Here is a 20,520-nt window from a genome sequence, read left to right on the forward strand (position 1 = left end):
CTACCGCTCCTCGAGCAGCCGGGCCAGCTCGCCGAGGTCGCGGAGGCGCACGTCGCCGTCGAGGCCGCGCAGGGCGGCCGTGGTGGCGCCGGCCGCGCGCCCGGCGACCAGGCCCACCTCGGCGTCCTCGACGACGAGGCAGCGCCCGGGTGGCACCCCGATGAGGGCGGCGCCGCGCAGGTAGCCCTCGGGGTCGGGCTTGCCGGCGCTGATGTCGTCGACGGTGACCAGGACCGGCGGGTCGATGCCGGCGGCGCCGAGACGGGCCTTGGCGAGCCGGACGTCGGCACTGGTCACGACCGCCCACGGCAGGCCGCGGCGGGCGAGGACGGCGAGCAGCCGGGCCGCGCCGGGCGTGGCGACGACGTCGGACAGGTCGTCGTACTGCAGCTCCAGCTGGCGGGCCGCGGCCGCCGCGACCTCGGGTCCGGTGAGGGCGGGGAAGACCAGGCGGACGGTGCGCTCGGCCGGGGCGCCGTGGGCGAGCGGGATGACGGCGGCGGGGTCGGCGCCGTGCTCGGCGCACCAGGTGCGCCAGGCGCGCTCGACGGCGGCGTCGGAGTCGACCAGGGTGCCGTCCATGTCGAGCAGCACGCCCGCGACGTGGGAGAGTTCCACGCGTCCTCCTCTAATATGCTCGTACTACGAGGATAAGGCGGTGACCCCCGGCCATGGCAAGCACCGCGCGCTGGCAGACCGCGGCGCAGGTGCTGGCGCAGGTGCGCCGGCGCCCCGGCATCACCCGCGCCACGATGGCCCAGGAGCTGCACCTCAGCAGCGGCCTGGCCACCGAGATCACGGCCCGGCTGCGGGCGCTGCGCCTGATCGCCGAGACGCCGGCGCCGCCGCGCGGGCGCGGCCGGCCCACCACGGTGCTCGGCCCGCACCCCGGCGGGCCCCTGGTGGCCGCGGTCGAGCTGCGCCACGAGGACTGGCGGTGCGCCGTCGCCGGGCTGGACGGCCGGCTCGCCGGCGAGGTCACCCGCCGGCACCGCGGGCGCGACCCGCGGGCGGTGCTCGGCGCCATCCGGGCGGGCCTGGCCGAGCTGCGCGCCGCCCACGGCGACCGGCTGCGCGCCGTCTCGCTCGCCGCGGCCGGCACCGTGCACGACGAGCACCTGGTGCAGTCGGCGACCCTGGGCTGGGGCCCGGTCGACCTCACCGGGCTGACCGGGCTGCCGCTGCTGTTCGGCAACGACGCGACCCTGGCCGGCGTCGCCGAGGCCCGCACCGGCGCCGCGACGGCCGCCGGTACCGCGCTGCACCTCATCGTCGAGACCGGGATCGGCGGCACCCTCACCGTCGGCGGGCGCCCGGCCACCGGCGCGCACGGCGCCGCGGGCGAGTACGGCCACCTGCCGTTCGGCGACCGGGCCCGGCGCTGCCCGTGCGGGGCGCGCGGGTGCTGGGACCTCGACGTCGACGGCCGCGCCCTCGCCCGGCACCTCGGCGCGGACGAGCCCGCCGACCCGCGCAGCTACGCCCGTGCCGTGCTGGACCGCACCGACCCGGCGGCCCGGGCCGCGCTGTCCACGGTGGCCGCCGCGCTCGGCTCGGGCATCGCCGGGCTGGTTAACCTGCACGACCCGGACACCGTCACGCTCGGCGGGCTCGGGGCGCCGCTGCGCGCCGCCGACCCGGGCGCGTTCGCCGCGGCGTACACCGACGGGTTGATGGCCTTCCACCGGACGCAGCCGCCGCCGGTGGTCGACGCGACCCACGGCGACGACGGCCCGCTGCACGGCGCCGCCCTGCTCGGGCTCGACCACATCACCAGCGAGGCCGGCCTGGCCGCGTGGGCCGCCGATGTGACAGGTCGTTGACAGTCTGTTGACGGCCGCAGCCCTTCACCGGCGCCGGACGGCGGCGCAGGATGAGGTGCATGACGCGCTGGACGCCCGATCCCAGTTTCTACGCCTCGCCCCGCGACGCGGCGGCGGCGCCCGCCGAGACGCTCGCCTACGTCGCCGCCTTCGACCGCTCGGCGCAGCGGCCCGACGCCATCGCCGTGGTGGACACCGACCCCGGCTCCGCCACCTACGGCCGGGTCGTCGGGTGGACCGACATGCCGTCGGTGGGTGACGAGCTGCACCACTTCGGCTGGAACGCGTGCAGCAGCGCGCTGTGCCCGACCGCCCCGCACCCGCACGTCGAGCGCCGCTACCTGATCGTGCCGGGGCTGCGGTCGTCGCGCATCCACGTCCTCGACGTCAAGGGCGACCCGCGCGCGCCGAAGCTGGTCAAGACCATCGAGGCCAAGGAGCTGGCCGCGGGCGCCGGCTACTCGCGCCCGCACACCGTCCACTGCGGACCGGACGGCATCTACGTCTCGGCGCTGGGCGCGGGCGACTCCGACGACGGCCCCGGCGGCATCGCCGTGCTCGACCACACCACGTTCGAGGTGCGCGGGGCGTGGGAGGCCGACCGCGGCGACCAGCACCTCGCCTACGACTTCTGGTGGCACCTGACCCGCGACGTGCTGGTGTCGTCGGAGTGGGGCACCCCGGCGATGGTCGAGGGCGGACTCGTGCCCGAGCTGCTGCTGGGCCGGAAGTACGGCCACCGGCTGCACTTCTGGGACCTCGCGAAGCGGCGCAACGTGCAGACCGTCGACCTGGGCGACCAGTACCAGATGGTGCTGGAGCTGCGCCCCGCGCACGACCCGTCGAAGGAGTACGGCTTCGTCGGCGTCGTCACCTCCGTCGAGGACCTATCGGCGTCGATCTGGGTGTGGCACCGCGCCGAAGGCGGCGACTTCGCCGTCACCAAGGTGATCGACATCCCGGCCGAGCCGGCCGACCCGGCGGACCTGCCGCCCGCGCTGCAGCCGTTCGGCGCGGTGCCGCCGCTGGTCACCGACATCGACCTGTCGGTCGACGACCGCTTCCTGTACGTGTCGTGCTGGGGCACCGGCGAGCTGAAGCAGTTCGACGTGACCGACCCGTTCGCGCCGCGCGAGGTCGGCTCCGTGCGGCTGGGCGGCATCGTGCGCCGCGAACCGCACCCGTCCTTCCCGGACGAGCGCCTGGCGGGCGGCCCGCAGATGGTGGAGATCTCCCGCGACGGCCGGCGCGTGTACGTCACCAACTCGCTGTACGGGGCGTGGGACGACCAGTTCTTCCCGGACGGCGTCGGGGCGTGGCAGGCGAAGATCGACGTGGACACCGACGGCGGCGGGCTGACGCTCGACCCCCGGTTCTTCCCGCACGGCGAGGAGTTCCGCGGGCTGCGGGTGCACCAGACGCGGCTGCAGGGCGGCGACGCCTCCAGCGACTCGTACTGCTTCCCGTGAGTGGTGGCCAGGTTGCGGCGCTGGCGGCGCTGGGGGCGTTCCACGGGCTGAACCCCGCCATGGGCTGGCTGTTCGCGGTGGCCCGCGGCATGCAGGAGCGCGACCGCGGCGCCCTGCTGCGGGCGCTGCCGCCGATCGCCGGCGGGCACCTGGCGTCGGTGGCGATCGTCGCGGCGGTGATCGCGGCGACCCGGTCGGCGGTGGCCGGCGGGGTGGTCGGCGTCGCCGGCGGGGTGCTGCTGGTGGGGTTCGGGCTGTGGCGGCTGCTGTCGCAGCGGCACTTCCGGTGGGCCGGGATGCGGCTGTCCGCCGCCCAGCTGGCGGGGTGGTCGTTCCTGGTGTCGTCGGCGCACGGCGCCGGGCTGATGCTGCTGCCGGTGCTGGCGTCCGGGCCGGCGGCCGCGCCGGGCGGCGCCGGCCACGCCGGGCACGCGGTCGCCGCCGGGGCCGGCGGGGCGCTGACCGGGCTGGCGGCCGCCGGGGTGCACACCGTCGCGATGTTCGTGGTGGCCGGCGGCCTCGCCCTGCTGGTGTACGAGGTCGTCGGCACCAGCATCCTGCGCCGGGCGTGGTTCAACGTGGACCGGCTGTGGGCGGCGGTGCTGGTGGCGGCGGGCGTGGTGACCATCGTCGCGGCCACCTGACGCCCGCCGCCCCGGGGGTCAGCCGGCCCAGCCGGGCACCGTCGGCCGGGGCCCGGCGGGGCGCGCGGGGCCGCCGCGCCGGCCGATGCCGAACGGCTCCGGCTCCACGGCCGGGCAGGTGGCGCCCGCCGCGGGCAGCGTCAGGGTCAGCAGGTAGCCGTCCACCGCGGCGCGGGTGCAGGCGCCGCGCGCGTAGGCGGCGTGCCCCCAGCCGAGGTAGGTGACCAGCCGGGCCCGGCTGCCCAGGTGGCCGGCCACGGTCTGCGCCCAGGCCAGCGGGGTGGCCGGGTCGTACCGGGCGTTGAGCAGCAGCACCGGCTGCTGGGCGCGCGGCGGCACCCGCTGGCCGAAGGCGGTGCGCACGGGCCCGCCGAGGCACGCCGTCACCGCCGTCACGGCCAGCGGCGACAGCCGCATGTCGGGGGCGATCCGGGCGGAGCGGGCCAGCGCACCGGCGTACGCCCGGTCGCTGGGCACCGGCAGCGACCAGTCGGCGCAGAACGCGGCGGCGAACGGGTTGTCGGCCAGGGTGGTGGCGGGCGCGGCGCTCCACCGGGCGGCGCGCGCGACGGCGGCCCGGGCGGCGGGCGTGGCCGCCGCCCCGCCGGAGGCGGCCGACTGCAGGTAGTACGCGAGGGCGTACCAGTCGGGGCCGTAGAGCGAGCCGAACGCGACCGACAGCAGGCCGTAGGTGTCCAGCGGCCGGCGCGGGTCGACCGGGTCGGCGAGCGTGCCGGTGGCGGCGCGGCGCAGCAGGGCCGCCCACACGGCGCGCACGTCGCGGCCGCGCAGCGCGCACAGCTCGTCGCGGCCGCACCAGGCGACGAACTCGTCGAAGCCGGCCTGGGCGGCGGCGGCCTCGGCGTCGAGGAAGTCGCGCACGCCCGCCGAGTGGTCCATGACGCTGTCGAGGACGACCGCGCGGGTGCGCTGCGGGTAGCGGGCCAGGTACTGCTGGCCCATCAGGGTGCCGTACGAGACGCCGTAGAACGACAGGGTGCGCTCGCCGAGGGCGGCGCGCAGGGCGTCGAGGTCGCGCACGACGCTGGCGGTGTCGGCGTGGTCGAACAGCGGGCCGGAGCGGGCGCGGCAGTCGGCGGCGAGCCGCCGGTTGTAGGCGGCCAGCGTGGCCAGCCTGGCGCCGAGCGGCGACGGCGCGGCGGCGCTGAGGTCGGCGGAGCAGCGGATGGGGTGGCTGCGGCCGACGCCGCGCGGGTCGAAGCCGACGATGTCGAAGCGGCGCAGCAGCTCGGGGCTGAAGTAGGCGGGGGCGCCGAGGGCGAGGTCGACGCCGGACTCCCCCGGCCCGCCGGGGTTGACGACGAGCACGCCGATGCGCCGGGCCGGGTCGGCGGCGGCGCGGCGGGCGACGGCCACGTCGATGCGCGGGCCGTACGGGTCGGCCCAGTCGACGGGCACGCGCAGGGCGGCGCAGTCGGCGGCCGGGTTCTCGGCGCAGGTCGACCACGTCAGCCCGCTCGGCCGGGCGGCGTCCGCCTGATCCGGCCCGCGGGCGGCGAGGCCGGCGACCGCGAGGACGGTCACCAGGAGTGCACAGAGGAACAATCGGGTGGCTCGCACGCTTCTCCGCCCAGGCGTCATTCAGACATTTACGGCATATCAGTCTGTCAAACGCCCGGGCGGCGGCCTATGACACGGCCCGGAGTGTCGTCATGATCGGCGGTTCACCGCGGCCGTCGCCGCCCACAGCACCGCCCCGCCCAGCAGCAGCCAGCCGGCCAGCAGGTAGATGCTGCCCTCCTGCACGACGGGCAGCAGGAACACGAACGACACGATGGCGCCTGCCACCAGCGCGGCGGTCGGCGCGGTGAAGTGCTCGTGCTCGACGGCGTCCCGCCGCAGCACCAGCGCCGACACGTTGACCAGCAGGAACACGCCGGTCAGCAGCAGCACGGTGGTGTCGGACAGGTCGGACAGGTCGGAGACGGTGATGAGCAGCAGGATCGCCAGGCCGGTGGTGAAGGCGATGGCCACCCAGGGCGCGCCGCGCCGCGAGACCCGGCCGAGCGGCGCCGGCACCACGCCGCGCCGCGCCATGCCGTACAGCAGGCGCGACGCCATCACCATGTTGATCAGCATGGTGTTGGCGACCGCGATGATCGAGACGGCGGAGAAGACCCGGTCGACGGGCAGGCCGGGCGCGCCCTCGCGGACGACCTCCAGCAGCGGGCCGGTCGATGCGACGAGCACGTCCAGCGGCACCGTCATCACGGCGGTGAACGCCACCAGCAGGTAGACGACGCCCGCCAGCACCAGGCCGGTGACCAGCGCGGGCGGGAAGGTGCGCGACGGCTCCTTCGTCTCCTCGGCGAGGTTGACCGCGTCCTCGAAGCCGAGGAAGGCGTAGAACGCGGTGCCGGCGCCGGCGAGCAGGCCGGTGGCGATGCCGAAGCCGCTGCCCTCGAACTGGAACGCCTGGCCGGGGTTGCCCTCGCCGGACACCAGCACGACCGCGCCGACGGCGATGATGAACAGCAGGCCGGACAGCTCGACGAGCGTGATGCCGATGTTGACCCGGATCGACTCGGCCACGCCCCACAGGTTGACCGCCGCCACCAGCAGCATGGCCAGAATGCCGATGAGCACCGTCGGCGGGTTCTCGACGCCGGTCAGGCCGGTGAAGTAGCGCCCGCCGATCCGGCTCGCCGCGAACGCCGCCGACGTGATGCCGGACGCCATCACCGCGAACGTCACGATGAAGCTGAGCGCCTGCCGGCCGAACGCCCGGTCGACGTAGAGCGCCGCCCCGGCCGCCTGCGGGTACTTCGTGACCAGCTCCAGGTACGCGAACGCGGTGAGGAAGGCCAGCGCGAACGCGATCAGGAACGACAGCCAGATCGCCCCGCCCGCGTCGCCGCCGACCTCGCCGGTCAGCGAGTAGATGCCGGCGCCGAGGATGTCGCCGATGATGAAGAACGTGAGCATCGGCCGGCTGATCACCCGGCGCAGCTCGCCGGGGCCCTGCGGGGGCGCGGTCTCGGTCGACGGGGTAGCGCTCATCGGGCGGCCTCCCAGCTCGCGGTGGGTTACCTGATACCCCGCTGAGAGTTCGGCGAAGCGCGCCCGTGCGGTGGGCGGGGCGGCCCGATCGGTGGCACGGTGGAGGGCATGTCGCACCGACCGAAGGTCATCGCCGGCGTCGCGCTGGCCGCCCTGCTCGCCGGGTGCGGCGAGCAGGCCGCCACCGCCCCGTCGCCCGCCGCGAGCGCGGCCGCGCCCACCTCGTCCGCCGCGCCGTCCGCGCCGGCGACGCCGGTGGCCGCGCCCGACCTGGAGGCCGACCCGGAGACGGTCGCCACCGGACTGGACGTGCCGTGGGGGCTGGCGTTCCTGCCCGACGGCACGGCTCTGCTCGCCGAGCGGGACACCGCCCGGGTGCTGCGGGTGCGGCCGGGCGCCCGCCCGGAGCAGGTGCTCACGGTGCCGGGCGTCGAGGCGCGCGGCGAGGGCGGCCTGCTGGGCCTCGCCGTCTCCCCCGGCTACGAGCAGGACCGCTGGGTGTACGCCTACTACACGGCGGCACAGGACAACCGGATCGTGCGGTTCCGCCTGGACGGCGGCGGCGCGCCGGAGGTGATCTTCGACGGCATCGCCAAGGCCGGCAACCACAACGGCGGCCGGATCGCGTTCGGGCCGGACGGGATGCTCTACGCCGGCACCGGCGACGCGGCGCGCACGGCGACCTCGCAGGACCGGGACAGCCCGAACGGCAAGATCCTGCGGCTCACCCCGGACGGCGACCCCGCGCCGGGCAACCCGGTGGCCGGCTCGCCGGTGTACAGCCTCGGCCACCGCAACGTGCAGGGCCTGGCGTGGGACGCGCGCGGCCGGCTGTTCGCCACCGAGTTCGGCCAGAACCGGCTCGACGAGGTGAACCAGATCGACCCCGGCGCGAACTACGGCTGGCCGGAGGTCGAGGGCACCGGCGGCGGCAGCGACTACAAGGACCCGCTGGTCACCTGGCCGACCGACCAGGCGTCGCCGTCGGGCGCGGCGATCGTCGGCGACACCATGTACGTGGCGGGGCTGCGCGGCGAGCGCCTGTGGGCGGTGCCGCTGGGCGGCGGGGCGCCCCGGGCGCACTTCACCGGCGAGTACGGCCGGCTGCGCACGGTCGAGGTGGCGCCGGACGGGGCGCTGTGGCTGACCACGTCCAACACCGACGGGCGCGGCGACCTGCGCGAGGGCGACGACCGCGTCCTGCGGTTCCCGGCGGGGTAGCCCTACCGGTCGGCGGGCGGCAGGGGCGGCAGCCCGGCGATCTGGGCCGCGTACGCCGCGACCTGCCGCTTGTTCGGCACCACACCGAGGCTGCGCAGGCTCTGCGCGATGGCGTGGGCCACGTCCTCCTCGGGCAGGCCGCGGTGCGTGGTGAGGATGCGGTTGACCACCATGTCGACGCGCTGCTGCACCTGCCAGCCGGCGGGCCCCGGCGCGGACGAGGTGTCGAAGGTGACGGGTACGGGGGATGTCGTCATGCCGTCCAGGGTAGGAATCGGCGCATTTCACCGCCAGATGCGAGCATCGGTTACAACCGGACGGCACCCGAGCCGAACCCGTCCCGCACTCAGCCGAGCGCGGGCGGGTCCGACGCGGGCGCCGCCGTCGGGTGTCGCGTCAGTGCATCGGGGGGCGGTCGTCGTCCTCCGCGGGCGCCGACGGCACCTCCGGCGGGCGCAGCCACTGCCACACCAGGAAGAAGGCGCCCAGCGCCAGCATCGCCAGGCCCATCCAGAGGTTGATGCGCACGCCCTGCGCCTTGTCGATCTCGGCCTGCGAGTCGAACAGCCCCACCACCGCGACGATGAGGCCGTACACGACGAACAGGCCGCCGATCACGCGGCGCACGTCGAACAGCCGGGCGGCCGCCGACACGCGTTCCAGGTCCGCGCCCTCGCCCACCATCTCGTCGGCGGGACGGTTGTTGTCGTCAGTCATCGGTCAGCCCCCTGTCACAGGAACGGCAGGTAGAGGAGCACGGACAGGACCAGGGCGATCGAGCCGAGGATGACGGGCGAGCGCCACCACACCTCGTCCGCCTCCATGACGGCGGTGCCGTGCGCGGTGGTGCCGGACAGGCCGTAGACCAGGCCGCGCAGGTCGTCCTCGCGCTTCGGCGGGGTCACCATCGAGACGATGACGGCCACCACGACCGCGGTGACGAAGGCCAGGCCCGCTCCCCAGAAGCTCTCCTCCAGGTCGGAGTTGAACGGCACGATGTCGGCCAGGTAGAGCAGGTACAGCGCCACCGAGGCGACGGTGCCGGAGATCAGCGACCAGAAGCCCGCCGCCGCCGACATCCGCTTCCAGAACATGCCGACGATGAACGTCGCGAACAGCGGCGCGTTGAACATCGAGAACAGTGCCTGGATGTAGTTCATGATGTTGTTGAAGCCGGCCGCGATGAACGCGGTGCCGATGCCGGCGACGATGCCGCCGACCGTGGCGATCCGGCCAACCCGCAGGTAGTACGCGTCGGGCATGTGCTTCTTCACGTACGTCTGCCAGATGTCGTACGTGAAGACGGTGTTGAAGCCCGACACGTTCGCCGCCATGCCGGCCATGAACGAGGCCACCAGGCCGGTGACCGCGATGCCGAGCACGCCGTTGGGCAGCAGGGCGTCCATGAGCAGCGGGATCGCGTTGTTGTAGATGTAGTCGCCCTCCTCGGCGCCCAGCCCGCTGATGGTGACCGCGGCGATGAGGCCGGGGATGACCGTGACCGCCGGGATGAACAGCTTCGGGAACGCGCCGATGATCGGCGTGCGCCGGGCCGCGCTCATGTCCTTGGCGCTCAGCGCCCGCTGCACCTCGGCGAAGTTCGTCGTCCAGTAGCCGAACGACAGCACGAAGCCGAGGCCGAAGACCAGGCCGAACCAGTGCGCGCCGAGCGGGTTGTCGGTGCCACCGGTGTCGCGCCAGGTGTGCAGGGCCTTCTCGCCCAGCTCGCTGGAGCGCACCGCGGCCCACAGCCCGTCGATGCCGCCGACCTTGACCAGGCCGATGACGGTGATCGGGATGAGGCCGGCGAGGATGACGAAGAACTGCAGGACCTCGTTGTAGATCGCCGAGCTGAGGCCGCCGATGCTGATGTAGATCAGCACGATCGCGGCGCCGATGACGATCGAGACCCACAGCGGCCAGCCGAGCAGCGCGTCGAGCACCAGGGCGAGCGCGTACAGGTTGACGCCGGCGATGAGCACCTGCGCCACGGCGAAGGTGACCGCGTTGAACAGGTGGGTCGGCCGGTTGAACCGCAGCCGCAGGAACTCGGGGACGCTGCGGACCTTCGAGCCGTAGTAGAACGGCATCATCACGATGCCGAGGAAGACCATCGCCGGCACGGCGCCGATCCAGTAGTAGTGGACGGTCATCATGCCGTACTGGGCGCCGTTGGCGGCCATGCCGATGATCTCGAGCGCGCCGAGGTTCGCCGAGACGAACGCGAGACCGGTCACCCATGCGGGCATCGACCGGCCGGAGAGGAAGAAGTCGACGCTCGTCTTGATCGCCCGGCGGGCCGCGAAGCCCACCCCCAGGACCGTGACGAAGTACAGCGTCAGCAGGACGTAGTCGAGGACGTTCAGCTGGAGCCTGAGGCCCCCTGCTTCCGCCGCCAGGACTTCCACGGGTCACCTCCACCCCGGGCGGCGGCCGTCGCCGTCCGGCCGCGCCCTTACCCGGTGCGAGGATCTTTCACACGTCGATGATCTCCGGGACCCGGATTCACCCACCGAGGGCGTCGGCGGCGTACGAGTCGTCGAGCAGGTCGCCCGCCGGGAAGCCGTCCGCCTCCGCCTGCCCGGCCGCCGCCAGCAGGTCCAGCACGGTCTGCTGCGCGGCCAGGTCGGGCACGAGCGAGCCGCGCATCCGGGCCGCCGCCGACGCGTAGGCGTACGCGGCCTGGGCGTCGTCGGGCAGCTCGACGGCGGCGCGGATCGCGGCCTGCGTCCCGGCCGGGTCGGCGGTGAACGACAGCCGGCCGGCGTCCAGCGCCCGGATCACCGACACCACCTCGTCGCGGTGCGCGCGCAGCCAGGAGTCGAGCCCGACGAGGCCCAGCGGGCGGCTGCCGCGCGCCTGGGCGAAGTCGCGCAGCACGGCGGCGCCCGGCCGGGAGGCCTCCAGCCCGGCCCGCGCCAGGCCGGGCACGACGGCGGCGTCGACCCGGCCGGCGCGCAGCGCGGCGCCCGGGTCCGGGTCGGCGACCGGCCGCACCCGCACGCCCGACTCGCGGCCGGCCAGCAGCGCGAGCAGTCCCGTCACGCCGCGCTCGGCGCCGACCGCCACCCGCCGGTCCTTCAGCGCCGCCCCGCCGGCCTGTCCCGGCCGGCCCATCAGCACGAGGTCGGCGGCGTCCTGCCACTGGGCGACGAGCCGCACGGGGGTGCCCGCGAGGGCGGCCGCCTGGGCGTCCGGCGCGCCGAGCACGGCCAGCTGGGCCCGCCCCTCGCGCAGCGCGGTCAGGGCGTCGGCCGGCGGCAGGTACGTGATCGTCGCCACGACGCCGTGCCGGGCGAACAGGTCGGCGGCGGCGGTGACGGCGGGCAGCTGCTGATCGGCTGTGCGCTCGGTGACGACGATGCCGACCTGCACCGGAGCGGGCGGAGCCTCCTCGTCGCTCCCGCACGCCGCCGTCGCGGCCAGGGTGACGGCCGCCGCGACCGCCGCGCACAAACGGGTCACAAGCGACATATGTCCCAGCGTAGGGGCGTGCGCCGCACCGGGCGGGCGGTTCGCCGAGAGATAGCGTCGGGACATGGCCGACACAACGTCCGGGAACGCGCGGGTGCCGCTGTCGGTGCTCGACCTCGCCACCGTCAGCGCCGGGCACACCAGCGCCGACGCCGTCCGCGGCACCACCGAGGTGGCCCGCACCGCCGACGAGCTCGGCTACGCCCGGTTCTGGGTGGCGGAGCACCACAACATGCCGGCCGTCGCCTCGACGTCGCCGCCGGTGCTCATCGCGCACGTCGCCGCGCACACCGGGCGCATCCGGGTCGGGTCGGGCGGCGTCATGCTGCCCAACCACATGCCGTTCGTGGTGGCGGAGCAGTTCGCGCTGCTGGAGGCGCTGCACCCCGGGCGCATCGACCTGGGCATCGGCCGCGCGCCCGGCACCGACCAGGCCACGGCGGCCGCGCTGCGCGGGGTGTCGCCGTACCTGACGGTCGAGCAGTTCCCCGAGCACCTCGGCACGGTGCTGGCGCTGCTCGGCGACGACCGGGCCGCCCCCGCCGGCGTCGAGCGGCTGCGCGCCACGCCCGAGCCGCGCACCTACCCCGAGGTGTGGATCCTCGGGTCCTCCACGTACGGGGCGCAGCTCGCCGCGGCGCTCGGCCTGCCGTTCGTGTTCGCCCACCACTTCGCCATGAGCGCCGACGTCGACACGGCGGTGCGGCTGTACCGCGACGGGTTCCGGCCGTCGCCGCGCCGGCCGCGCCCGCACCTGATGGTCACCGCCTCCGTCATCGCCGCCGCGACCCGCGAGGAGGCCGAGCACCTGGCCGGGCCCAGCCGGGTGATGGCGCTGTCGCTGCGCACCGGCCGGCTGGGGCCCGTCGTCTCGCCCGAGGACGCGGCGGCCGTGCCGCTGACCGACCTCGACCGCGGCGTCCTGGCCCAGCTGCCCGGCACCCAGTACGCGGGCACCGCCGCCGACGTCGTGGCGGCGCTCGACGCCCTGGTGGAGCGCACCGGCGCCGACGAACTGATGCTCGCCGGCACCACGTACGACCCGGCGACCCGCCAGGACACCCTGCGCCGCGTCGCCGAGGCATGGCGGTGAACGTCAGCGCCGCGGCTCCCAGCGGAACACCAGGTCCGCGAACCCCACGGCGGCGGCCGTGAGCACCGCCACGGCCGTCAGGGCCGGCCACACCGGCGCGGCCGGCGACCAGGCCGCCCGGGCCAGCTCCGCCACCGGCACCCCGGGGGCCAGGCGCATCGGCCACGTCGGCCCGGCCGCGTCCAGCAGCCACATGCCGCCGCCGAACAGCGCCAGGAACCCCGGCACGGTGGTGAGCTGGGCCAGCTCCGGAGCGGGCGTGCCGGCGGCCGTCGCGAACGCCAGCGCGCCCGCCAGCGGCACGCCCGCCGCCACTGCCACGACCAGCGGCCACCACCGGGCCGGCGGGGCGTCGCCGGCCGCCGCGGTCAGTCCGAACAGGACCGCCGACTGGACGACGGCCAGCAGCGCGAACGGGGCCATCAGCCCGGCGACCACGGCCGCGCCGGGCAGGGCGCAGGTGCGCAGCCGCTTGAGCACCAGGTCGGACCGGCGGGCGGCCAGGGCGGTGGTGGCGCCGGCGAACGGCGCGAAGCCGAGCAGGAGCAGCAGCTGGATGGCCGCCGCGTCGCCCCCGGCGCCCCGGCCGGTGCTCTCGGCCAGCCACAGCCAGCCCACCCCGAACAGCAGCGGCGACAGCACGGCGTTGACGACGGCGAGCGGGCTGCGCAGGAGCAGCAGCAGCTCGGCGCGCACGAGGATCAGCCAGGTCATGCCGGCACCTCCCGCAGCAGGTCGCCCACCGACGGCGGCGTGACGGCCACCCGGGCGAGCCCGGCCGGGGCGGCCCAGGCGCGCAGCGCGTCGAGGTCCGCGGCGGGCGCCGGCGTGGTGACGGTCAGCTCCGCCCCCGGCCCGGCCGTGGCCCGCCACGCGACCGCCCCGGCCAGCGCGGGCGGCGGCCGGTCGCGCAGCCGGGCCGGGACGGCGCAGACGATGCGGTGCGGGCGGCCCGCCGTCACCTCGGCCGGGGTGCCCGCCGCGACGACCCGGCCGGCGCGCAGCAGCACGATGCGGTCGGCGAGGGCCTCCACCTCGTCCAGGGCGTGGGTGGTGAGCAGCACGGCGGCCCCGGCCGCGCACCGGGCGCGGATCAGCTCCCACGCCCGCTCGCGCGACTGCGGGTCCAGCCCGGCGGTCGGCTCGTCGAGCAGCAGGGCGGCGGGGTGCCCGGCCAGCGCGATCGCCAGGTCGAGCCGGCGCCGCTCGCCGCCGGACAGCTGCCGCACCGGCACCGTCAGCCGGTGGTCCAGGCCCACCTCGGCCGGGGCGCCGGCGTCCGGGCGCAGGCCGCGCAGGCGTACCCACAGCTCGCAGGTCTCGGCGACGGTGAGCGCGCCGGCGAAGCCGGGGTCCTGCGGCACGACGCCGACGGCCGGCGCCAGCCGGCGGCGGTGCCGGGCCGGGTCCAGGCCGAGGACGCGGACGGCGCCGCCGGTGGGCCGCCGGTGGCCGCGCAGGACGTCAAGGACGGTGGTCTTGCCGGCGCCGTTCGTGCCGAGCAGGCACAGCAGCTCGCCGCGGCGCACCGTGAAGCCGGCGCCGCGGACCGCCTCGAAGGCGCCGTAGCGGCACCGCAGGTCGCGGGCCGTGAGGACGTTGTCGGTCATGTCCCGAGCGTCGCCGCCGGCGGCGGCCCGGCCCAGTGCCGCGGCGCACCGGAGCCGATGACAGATGTCATGGGTTCGCGGGCGCGGGGTCGTCGCCGGGCCGGCCGCTGGGCATGATGTGCCCATGCCGACACCGCCGGGACCGGAGCCCGCCGCCACCCCGGCCGGCCTGGCGTTCCTGCGGTGGCTGACGGCCGGCACGCTGGCCGGCACGGCGGTGCTGGCGGCGGCGCTGACGCTGGGCGACCTGCCGCGCCGGCAGGTCCCGCTGGGGGCGGCCGTGGTCGCCGCGGCCGGGCTGTCGGCGGCGGTGTTGCTGGCCGCCGTGCTGGCGCCAGCCCGCCCCGGCTGGTTCCGGTGGGCCCTGCCGCCCGCGGGCGCGGCGGCGCTCGGCGCGTGCGCGGCGGGGCAGGCCGGCGGAGGTCAGCTGTGGCCGTGGGTGGCGCTGCCCGCGCTGGCCGCGGCGGCGGCCCTGACCGGCACGGACCTGCCGCGCGCCCCGCTCGCCGCGCTCGCGGCGGGGGTGACGGGCGCGGCGTCGGCGGCCGCCACCGCCGACTGGGTCACCGGCGCCGGGGCGGCGGCGGCGACCGCGCTGTCGCTGGCCGCGATCATGGCGCAGGTGTGGGTGTGGGAGGTCGCGGTCGGCGTCGACCGCGCCCGGCGGGCCGAGGCGGCGTCGGCGGTGACGGCGGAGCGGAACCGGTTCGCCGCCGAGCTGCACGACATCCAGGGGCACAGCCTGCAGGTGATCGTCCTCAAGAGCGAGCTGGCCGCCCGGCTGGCCGGGACCGACCCGGACCGGGCCGCCGCCGAGATGCGCGCGGTGGAGGCGCTGGCCCGCGACGCGCTGCGCGACACCCGCGACGTGGTGCACGGCTACCGGCCCGTCTCGCTGGCCGCCGAGATCGCCAACGCGGTGCAGGTGCTGGCCGCCGCGGGGGTGCGCTGCCGCACGGCGGTGGCGGCGGTCCCGGCGGCCCACGAGCGGCTGCTCGCCCTGGTGGTGCGCGAGGCGACGACGAACGTGCTGCGGCACAGCGCCGCCGCCGATGCGGCCATCACGTGCGCGTCCACACCGGACGGCACGACGCTGACCGTCACGAACGACGCCCCGCTCGACGCGGCGGCCGGCGCGGGCGGCGGCGGGCTGCCCGGGCTGGCCCGGCGCCTCGGCGACGCGGGCGGGCGGGTGCGCTGGCGGCGCGAGCCGGCCGGGTTCACCGTGGTCGCCACCCTGCCCGGGGAGCCGCGGTGACCATCCGGCTCGTGCTCGCCGACGACGAGGACCTGATCCGCGGGGCCCTGGCCGCGCTGCTCGGCCTGGAGGACGACCTCGTCGTCGTGGGCGAGGCGGCCAGCGCGGCGGAGGCCGTCGCCGTGGCCTGCGCCGAGCGGCCCGACCTGGCCGTGCTCGACCTGGAGATGCCGCCCGGCGACGGGCTGGGCGCCGCCGCCGAGATCCACGCCCGGCTCGGCGTGCCCGTCGTGCTGGTGACCCGGCACGCCCGGCCCGGCGTGCTGCGCCGGGCGCTGGCCGCCGGGGTGCGCGGGTTCGTGCCGAAGACGACGCCCGCCGCCCGGCTCGCCGCGATCATCCGCGAGGTGCACGGCGGGCGGCGGTACGTGGACCCCGACATCGCCGCCGCCGCCCTGACCGAGCGGCCGTGCCCGCTGACGCCGCGCGAGCTGGACGTGGTGCGCGCGGCCGCCCGCGGCGCGCCGGTCGCCGAGATCGCGGCGGCCGTGCACCTGGCGCCCGGCACCGTGCGCAACTACCTGTCGGCCGCGATGGCCAAGCTGGGCGCGCCGAACCGGCAGGCCGCGGCGCGCACCGCGTGGGAGCAGGGCTGGATCTAGCGCAGCGCGGCGACCGCCTCGACGGTCAGCTCGTCGAGGCCGCCGACGACCAGGTCGGCCAGGGCCAGGGCGTCGGGCGCGGGCGGGTAGACGCCGTGCGGCACGCACACCACGGCCAGCCCGGCCGCCGCGGCGGCGCGCAGCCCGTTGCTGGAGTCCTCGACCGCCGCGCAGACCGCCGGGGTCAGGCCCAGCGCCTCGACCGCCGTCAGGTAGACGTCCGGCGCCGGCTTGCCGCGCGGCACCTGCTCCGTGGAGTACGTCGCCTCGAACGCGCCGGTCAGCCCGGCCGTCTGGAGCACCTGGTCGATGAGCACCCGCGCCGACGAGCTGGCCAGGGCCAGCCGGTAGCGCTCGCCGAGCCGGTGGACCGCCTCGACGCCGCCGGGAATCAGCGGCAGCGCCTCGCGGTAGCGCCCGGCCATGCGCTCGAGCACCTCGGCCGCGACGACCTCGGGGGCGCGGCCGACGCCGACGTCCTCGCTGAGGTGGCGGGACCACTCGGGGGTGCTCATGCCCATCATGCGGGTCTGGCTGTCGGGCAGGAACGCGCGCCCGGCCTCGGCGACGTACGCCCGGCGGACCTCCTCCCACACGCCCTCGGTGTCGATGAGGACGCCGTCGAGGTCGAAGACGACCGCCTCGATCGCGGTCACAGCTCGGCCGCCGCGGGGACGATCTCGTCCCGGAACAGCTGGAACTGCTCGGTCTTCCACGCGTGGCGCAGGCTGCCGTGCCCGACGGTGAAGCCGCGGGCGGCCAGGTCGCGCAGGGTGTCGATGGTCTCCTTCACCCGCTCGCCGTGGTCGCCCAGGTCGAACGGCACCATGACGGTCTTCTCGATGGTGTCGTAGTCGCGGCCCTCGGCCTCGCAGTGCCGCTTGAGGACGTCGAGCTTGTGCTCCAGCTGCGGGCCGGGGAACAGGTTGCACGCGTCGGCGTAGCGGGCGACGAACTTCAGCGTCTTCTGCTCGCCGCCGCCGCCGATGAGGATGGGCGGGTGCGGCCGGCTCAGCACCGCGGGCGAGTTCAGCGGGCGGTGCAGCGTGTAGTGCCGGCCGGCGTACGGGGTCTCGTCGCCGTGGAACATGCGCAGGCAGATCTGGAGCGTCTCCTCCAGCCGCTCGAAGCGCTCCTTCGTCGGCGGGAAGAACAGGCCGAGGCCGCGCGACTCGTCGGCGTTCCATGCCGCGCCGATGCCGAGCATCGCGCGGCCCTTGGACAGCACGTCGAGCGTGGTGACCATCTTGGCGAGCATGCCCGGGTCGCGGTAAGTGACGCCGGAGACGAGCGTCAGCAGCTTGGCCCGGGAGGTGTGCGCGGCCAGGAAGCCCAGCGCCGTGTACGCCTCGAGCATCTCGTGCTCGGGCGGGCCGATGTGCTCGATCTGCCACAGGTGGTCCATCACGCTGATGCGGTCGAACCCGGCGTCGTCGGCGGCGGCGCCGATCTCGGCGAGGACGTCGGCCAGGCGCGGGGCGCCGTCGGGCCAGGTGAAATTCGAGATGTGCAGACCCAGCTTCACCGCGCAACCCTATCGCGGCCCGCCGACGGTGACACGGCATGATCACGCCTTGACTCTGCGTCACCATGGCATGTGATCTGCATCACAGGCCGCGTTCCGTTATGCCCGCTCCCCGAACCTTGACAGGTTTCGATGCAGCTGCGAGGTCGGGCCGGAAATGCCAGCCGACCTTAAACAAGGTTTCATGAAACATGACACACCGTGACCAGCAGTGGGAGCGCTCCCCGACCGTAAGGACCTCTAACGATCTTCGTGAGCTGGACTTTATTACCTCCTCCCCGATCGGCGGCCGAAAGATCCATTCGTCCAGTTGACGCACCGTGACAAGTTGCTACGTTTGTTGGCAGCGCCGACATAGTGCTCCACCGGCGCCGGCTGCCGGTCCGCCCCCGGGCCGGTCGGACGACGAGGGGAACCGCCATGCCTCCTTCGCCGCGCTCGCACGCCACGGTGCGTGATGACGGACAGTCACCGACCGTGAGCGTCGTGCTGCCCGCCCTGAACGAGGAGAACAACCTGCCGCTGGTGCTCGAGGGCCTGCCCGACCTCGTCGACGAGGTCGTCGTCGTCGACGGCGGCTCCGTCGACGACACCGTGGCGATCGCCCGCGAGGTGCGCCCCGACGCCGTCGTCGTCCGGCAGACCCGGCGCGGCAAGGGCAACGCCCTGGTCTGCGGCTTCGCCGCCGCCACCGGCGACATCATCGTCACCCTCAACGCCGACGGCTCCACCGACCCCGGCGAGATCCCCCGCTACGTCGACGCGCTGCTGGCCGGCGCCGAGGTGGCGCACGGCTCCCGCTACCGGGCCGGCGGCGGCAGCTTCGAGGGCAGCCGCTGGGACGACCTGGGCAACCGCACCCTCAACACCATGGTCAACGCGCTGTTCGGCACCCGGTTCACCGACCTCGCCTTCGGCTACAACGCGTTCTGGCGCAGCCTGCTGCCCGCCCTCGACCTGCCCGAGGCCGACGGGCCCGCCCCCCGCCGCGGCGGCGCCGTCTGGGGCGACGGCCCCGAGATCGAACCGCTGATCAACATCCGGATGGCCGCGCAGGGCCTGCGCGTCGTCGAGGTCGCCAGCATCGGCTACCCCCGCATCCACGGCGAGGTGCGCCGCAGCCGGCTGCGCGAGGGCGGCCTGGCCCTCAAGGCCGTCGCCGCCGAATGGCAGCGCCACCGCCGCGCCAACCGCACCGTCGCCGGCCGGCACGGCGCCTCCGCGGCCGCCGCGGCCACCGCGCCCGCGCCCGCGCCCGCCCGCACCGACGTCACCCCGCCCCTGCAGCGCGCCGCCGCCGAACCCCTGCCGCCGTGGGCGGACATCCTCCCCGGCCCGGCCGCCCCGCCGGCCGGCCCCCGCCCCGGCCCGGGCGGCGGCGGTGGCCGGCACGCGGCCCCCTCCGACGACGAGCAGGACCGCTTCCCCCGCCGGCAGGCCCCCGACCGGCCCACCGGGCGGCACGGGGCACCGGACGCCTCGGACACCCTGGACGATCACGGCAGCGCCTTCAGCGCGGCGGGTGGCCTCGGGTCCGGCGGCGGCGAGCCCGCCTGGCGCGGGGGCGAGCGGCGGCACGGCGCCGACCGGCGCCGGTCCGCCACCCGGCGGGCTCCCTCCACCGGCGCGGCCTCCTGGGAGGCGAACCCCCGGCCGGAGCTGACCGTGATCACCGGCGCCGGGGACTCCCCCATGACGACGCTGACCCCCGGCCGCCGCCCGACCCACCTGCGGGCCGTGGCCGGCGACACCCGCTGGAGCTGACGCGCCCGCCGCGCCCGGCTCAGCGGGCGCGCAGGCGGGGCAGGATCTCGTCGCCGTACAGGGCGAGGAAGCGGTCCTGGTCCGGCCCCGGCGCGTGGAAGACGAGGTGCCGGAAGCCCATGTCCAGGTACTCGGCGACGCGGGCGGCGTGCTCGTCCGGGTCCGCCGACACGATCCACCGGCTGACGGTGCGGTCGATCGGCAGGGCGTCGGCGCGGCGCTGCATCTCGACCGGGTCCTCGACGCCGGTCTTCTCCTCCGGGGTCAGCGCCAGCGCGCCCCAGTAGTGGGTGTCCGCCCGGGCCTTCTCCAGGTCCGGGTCGAACGACACCTTCACCTCGATCATCAGGTCCAGGTCGTCGGTGCTGCGGCCGGCCTTCCCCGCGCCCTCGGCGACGGCGGGCAGCAGCGTGTCCGTGTACAGCTCGTGGCCCTTGCCGCTGGTGGTGATGAAGCCGTCGGCGACGCGGCCCGCGAGGCGGGTGGCGGCGGGGCCGGACGCGCCGATGTACAGCGGCACCGGCTGCTCCGGCTTGTCGTAGATGGTGGCGAGCTCGGTGCGGTAGTACGTGCCCTCGAACGTGACCCGGTCCTCGGTCCACAGCCGCCGGATCAGCGTCACCGCCTCCTTGAGCCGGGCGAACCGCTCCTTGCCGTCCGGCCAGGTGGTGCCCAGCGGCACCTCGTTCAGGCTCTCGCCCGAGCCGACGCCCAGGATGACCCGGCCCGGGGCCAGGCAGCCCAGGGTGGCGAACGCCTGCGCGACGACCGCCGGGTGGTACCGGAAGGTCGGGGTCAGCACGCTGGTGCCGATGGCGACCCGCTCGGTGCGCGCCGCCAGGGCGCCCAGCCAGGGCAGCGCCGCCGGGGCGTGGCCGCCGTCGTGCCGCCACGGCTGGAGGTGGTCGCTGACGAACACGGAGTCGAAGCCGCGCTCCTCGGCCGCCACGCCGTAGCGCAGCAGCTCCGCGGGGGCGAACTGCTCCGCCGACGCCTTGTACCCGAACCGCACCATC

The 20,520-nt window shown here is 75.9% G+C and carries 20 protein-coding genes; 8 read left to right on the forward strand and 12 right to left on the reverse strand.

The annotated features are described in order from the left end of the window. Positions 1-618: an HAD-IA family hydrolase gene (locus Sya03_RS23140; RefSeq protein WP_203940476.1), complete on the reverse strand. Its 618-nt coding sequence runs from the start codon at positions 616-618 to the stop codon at positions 1-3. Positions 619-671: 53 nt separating this feature from the next. On the opposite strand from Sya03_RS23140, the gene Sya03_RS23145 reads away from it, so the two are divergent. From Sya03_RS23145 to Sya03_RS23155, 3 genes are read left to right on the forward strand one after another with little or no spacing between them, the layout of a single operon-like run. After that, positions 672-1,823, forward strand: a complete 1,152-nt coding sequence (locus Sya03_RS23145) for an ROK family transcriptional regulator (RefSeq protein WP_203940477.1) — start codon at positions 672-674, stop codon at positions 1,821-1,823. Positions 1,824-1,882: 59 nt separating this feature from the next. After that, positions 1,883-3,292 (forward strand): selenium-binding family protein, encoded by a 1,410-nt coding sequence (locus Sya03_RS23150; protein ID WP_203940478.1) that lies wholly within the window; start codon positions 1,883-1,885, stop codon positions 3,290-3,292. Continuing rightward, complete coding sequence (locus tag Sya03_RS23155; protein ID WP_203940479.1) at positions 3,289-3,936, forward strand: hypothetical protein; 648 nt, start codon at positions 3,289-3,291, stop codon at positions 3,934-3,936. The genes Sya03_RS23150 and Sya03_RS23155 overlap by 4 nt, the downstream gene beginning before the upstream one ends. Before the next feature lie 18 nt (positions 3,937-3,954). Here Sya03_RS23155 and Sya03_RS23160 read toward each other — a convergent pair whose 3' ends face one another. Further along, on the reverse strand, positions 3,955-5,481 hold the full coding sequence (locus Sya03_RS23160) for an alpha/beta fold hydrolase (protein ID WP_306892178.1): 1,527 nt from the start codon (positions 5,479-5,481) through the stop codon (positions 3,955-3,957). Between the two features lie 126 nt (positions 5,482-5,607). Next, positions 5,608-6,957 carry an APC family permease gene (locus tag Sya03_RS23165; protein WP_203940481.1) on the reverse strand — a complete coding sequence of 450 codons (1,350 nt, stop codon included), beginning with the start codon at positions 6,955-6,957 and terminating at the stop codon, positions 5,608-5,610. A gap of 108 nt (positions 6,958-7,065) precedes the next feature. Between Sya03_RS23165 and Sya03_RS23170 the strand changes: the two genes are divergently transcribed. Continuing rightward, positions 7,066-8,178 carry a PQQ-dependent sugar dehydrogenase gene (locus Sya03_RS23170; RefSeq protein WP_203940482.1) on the forward strand — a complete coding sequence of 371 codons (1,113 nt, stop codon included), beginning with the start codon at positions 7,066-7,068 and terminating at the stop codon, positions 8,176-8,178. Between the two features lie 2 nt (positions 8,179-8,180). On the opposite strand, the gene Sya03_RS23175 is transcribed toward Sya03_RS23170, so the two are convergent. From Sya03_RS23175 to Sya03_RS23190, 4 genes are all read right to left on the reverse strand, one after another. Then, the gene (locus Sya03_RS23175; RefSeq protein ID WP_239107785.1) at positions 8,181-8,435 is read right to left on the reverse strand and encodes a hypothetical protein; all 255 of its coding nucleotides are present in this window, start codon (positions 8,433-8,435) and stop codon (positions 8,181-8,183) included. 139 nt (positions 8,436-8,574) lie between these two features. After that, a complete protein-coding gene (locus Sya03_RS23180; protein ID WP_239107786.1) occupies positions 8,575-8,895 on the reverse strand; it encodes a hypothetical protein in 321 nt (106 codons plus the stop codon). Positions 8,896-8,909: 14 nt separating this feature from the next. Then, positions 8,910-10,586, reverse strand: coding sequence for a sodium:solute symporter family protein (locus Sya03_RS23185; RefSeq protein WP_203940483.1), 1,677 nt, complete (start codon positions 10,584-10,586; stop codon positions 8,910-8,912). Between the two features lie 97 nt (positions 10,587-10,683). Continuing rightward, positions 10,684-11,652, reverse strand: coding sequence for an ABC transporter substrate-binding protein (locus Sya03_RS23190; RefSeq protein WP_203940484.1), 969 nt, complete (start codon positions 11,650-11,652; stop codon positions 10,684-10,686). A gap of 64 nt (positions 11,653-11,716) precedes the next feature. Between Sya03_RS23190 and Sya03_RS23195 the strand changes: the two genes are divergently transcribed. Further along, a complete protein-coding gene (locus tag Sya03_RS23195; protein ID WP_203940485.1) occupies positions 11,717-12,745 on the forward strand; it encodes an LLM class flavin-dependent oxidoreductase in 1,029 nt (342 codons plus the stop codon). Positions 12,746-12,748: 3 nt separating this feature from the next. Here Sya03_RS23195 and Sya03_RS23200 read toward each other — a convergent pair whose 3' ends face one another. After that, on the reverse strand, positions 12,749-13,459 hold the full coding sequence (locus Sya03_RS23200; protein ID WP_203940486.1) for a hypothetical protein: 711 nt from the start codon (positions 13,457-13,459) through the stop codon (positions 12,749-12,751). Continuing rightward, entirely contained in the window at positions 13,456-14,355 is a 900-nt protein-coding gene (locus tag Sya03_RS23205) for an ABC transporter ATP-binding protein (protein WP_203940487.1), read from the reverse strand. The genes Sya03_RS23200 and Sya03_RS23205 overlap by 4 nt, the downstream gene beginning before the upstream one ends. A gap of 124 nt (positions 14,356-14,479) precedes the next feature. Here Sya03_RS23205 and Sya03_RS23210 point away from each other — a divergent pair, with 124 nt between their 5' ends. Both Sya03_RS23210 and Sya03_RS23215 read left to right on the forward strand, forming a co-directional pair. Continuing rightward, positions 14,480-15,613 carry a sensor histidine kinase gene (locus Sya03_RS23210; RefSeq protein ID WP_203940488.1) on the forward strand — a complete coding sequence of 378 codons (1,134 nt, stop codon included), beginning with the start codon at positions 14,480-14,482 and terminating at the stop codon, positions 15,611-15,613. Then, on the forward strand, positions 15,610-16,215 hold the full coding sequence (locus tag Sya03_RS23215; protein ID WP_239107787.1) for a response regulator transcription factor: 606 nt from the start codon (positions 15,610-15,612) through the stop codon (positions 16,213-16,215). The genes Sya03_RS23210 and Sya03_RS23215 overlap by 4 nt, the downstream gene beginning before the upstream one ends. Here the strand turns inward: Sya03_RS23215 and Sya03_RS23220 are convergent. After that, positions 16,212-16,871: an HAD family hydrolase gene (locus tag Sya03_RS23220; protein WP_203940489.1), complete on the reverse strand. Its 660-nt coding sequence runs from the start codon at positions 16,869-16,871 to the stop codon at positions 16,212-16,214. The two genes, Sya03_RS23215 and Sya03_RS23220, sit on opposite strands and share 4 nt — an antisense overlap. After that, complete coding sequence (locus Sya03_RS23225) at positions 16,868-17,740, reverse strand: LLM class F420-dependent oxidoreductase (protein WP_203940490.1); 873 nt, start codon at positions 17,738-17,740, stop codon at positions 16,868-16,870. Before Sya03_RS23225 ends, Sya03_RS23220 begins: the two co-directional genes overlap by 4 nt. Before the next feature lie 477 nt (positions 17,741-18,217). Here Sya03_RS23225 and Sya03_RS31640 point away from each other — a divergent pair, with 477 nt between their 5' ends. Further along, positions 18,218-19,504 (forward strand): glycosyltransferase family 2 protein, encoded by a 1,287-nt coding sequence (locus Sya03_RS31640; RefSeq protein WP_275411476.1) that lies wholly within the window; start codon positions 18,218-18,220, stop codon positions 19,502-19,504. A 19-nt stretch (positions 19,505-19,523) separates the two neighbouring features. On the opposite strand, the gene fgd is transcribed toward Sya03_RS31640, so the two are convergent. After that, the gene (gene fgd / locus Sya03_RS23235; protein ID WP_203940492.1) at positions 19,524-20,519 is read right to left on the reverse strand and encodes a glucose-6-phosphate dehydrogenase (coenzyme-F420); all 996 of its coding nucleotides are present in this window, start codon (positions 20,517-20,519) and stop codon (positions 19,524-19,526) included. Between the last annotated feature and the right edge of the window lies 1 nt (position 20,520).

The sequence above is a fragment of the Spirilliplanes yamanashiensis genome (genome assembly GCF_016863475.1).
Classification (GTDB): domain Bacteria; phylum Actinomycetota; class Actinomycetes; order Mycobacteriales; family Micromonosporaceae; genus Spirilliplanes; species Spirilliplanes yamanashiensis.